The 1357-nt window shown below is 47.0% G+C and carries 1 protein-coding gene; it reads right to left on the bottom strand.

Annotated elements, in window-relative coordinates; all coding sequences use genetic code 11:
• Positions 1-629: 629 nt before the first annotated feature.
• A complete protein-coding gene (locus M5B99_RS29540; protein ID WP_248807446.1) occupies positions 630-1295 on the bottom strand; it encodes a hypothetical protein in 666 nt (221 codons plus the stop codon).
• Positions 1296-1357 lie beyond the last annotated feature (62 nt).

Genomic DNA, 1357 nt, shown 5'->3' with positions numbered 1-1357 from the left:
GCCACACCGTGCTGACCGACATACAGCACAGCCCGCCCAAAACCCAGCAGCCACCAACCCAAAAGAGCCCCGCCCAAGAGCTGCCACCAGATGGTCATTGGCAGTTGGTGCAGCGGTTGGGTGCAGAACAGCAGTAATCCCAGCACACCCAGCAGCAAAAACAGTGGCAGCAAGCCTAGCCAAAGCCAGACGCGAGGTCGTGCGGGACGTAACGCTTGAGCGGGAACCTTATCCAATCTGACCGGCATGGCTAAATCGCACTCGCTTCAGGCAGTGACGAAAGCAAGGGGCAACCACCACTGCGACGATACCTGTGAAGCGCGATAGATACGCCATTGTCACGGCCATGGCCTGGAATCGGACAATCCCTCAGATCACTCTGACGAGCCCCACCAGCGCGTCTGAAAAACATGATGGTGGCCCCAAGAGTACGGTGCCACCGACAGTTATCTTTTCCTCCAATATGAATAATTTTATTCATGTAACTCACCCGTTGTAAGCGTCTCAAAGTTAAATGAGTCGATTGAATAAGTTGCGCACAACATGCTCTGCTCCTGGTTTTTCAAGGGGTAGCTGCATACCCGATAGACTGAGACGGCGGCAGGCACCCGAATACCCGGAGTATATTTTTACCGCAGCAGTCCATCTATAACCCTCAATAACTCAGCGTCTAATATTGGGTTTTCTTCCTCTAGATAAAGAAGCTCTCCATATCCATTTTTGACATTGTTTGTTCTAGCCTCTAGAGTTTTTTTGTTGCCAGTCACATATACTGGAGAAAAGCAATATGGCGCCACCTCACTATTCTCAGGCTGTTTAATTAGCGAGACAAAAACACTTGATTTTAATTTTTCAGTATCTATTTTTTCACATAGCGGATGCGAGGAAAATATGTCAGAAATCCTCCGCGGAGATTTTTTTAATAATTCAACGGTAACTCTCTTTCCGAGATATAGTTTCTGGATTTTTTTTGTACCAGCTATTGGGGGCAAGTCTACTAGCCAGCCAATATTATCGTGAGATGTACATTCACAGTCACAAGCGATGAGAAATGAACCTTGCCTCCTGTGGTTCCACGACACCGACACCTTCGAACTTTCGCACGCCAAAAATATATTTTTTGCCATCCCACTAATATCCATAGCGCACTCTCCCGAGGGATTACAGACAGCCTCATTCATTAAAGCAGGGTTACTAGGCATAGCCTGTACACTGCTGCTGAATACAACGCAGCTCAAAGCATAAAAACCAACAGCGACCATGGTTCTAACCATGTTTTTATAGATCGCAAACATGCTTCATCCTTGCATTTTCTAGAAGATGAAAATTTTCGTTAGTCCGGTTAGCCGTATGTCCG

This window comes from Pseudomonas sp. MWU13-2100, from assembly GCF_023242365.1.
In the GTDB taxonomy this organism is placed as follows: Bacteria; Pseudomonadota; Gammaproteobacteria; order Pseudomonadales; family Pseudomonadaceae; genus Aquipseudomonas.
The sequence above is the reverse complement of the archived record's forward strand: the minus strand, read 5'-3'. Positions and strand labels throughout refer to the sequence as shown.

Excerpts from the sequence above, each read along its gene's own strand:
- M5B99_RS29540 (WP_248807446.1), bottom strand. The coding sequence starts at position 1,295 with ATGTTTGCGATCTATAAAAACATGGTTAGAACCATGGTCGCTGTTGGT.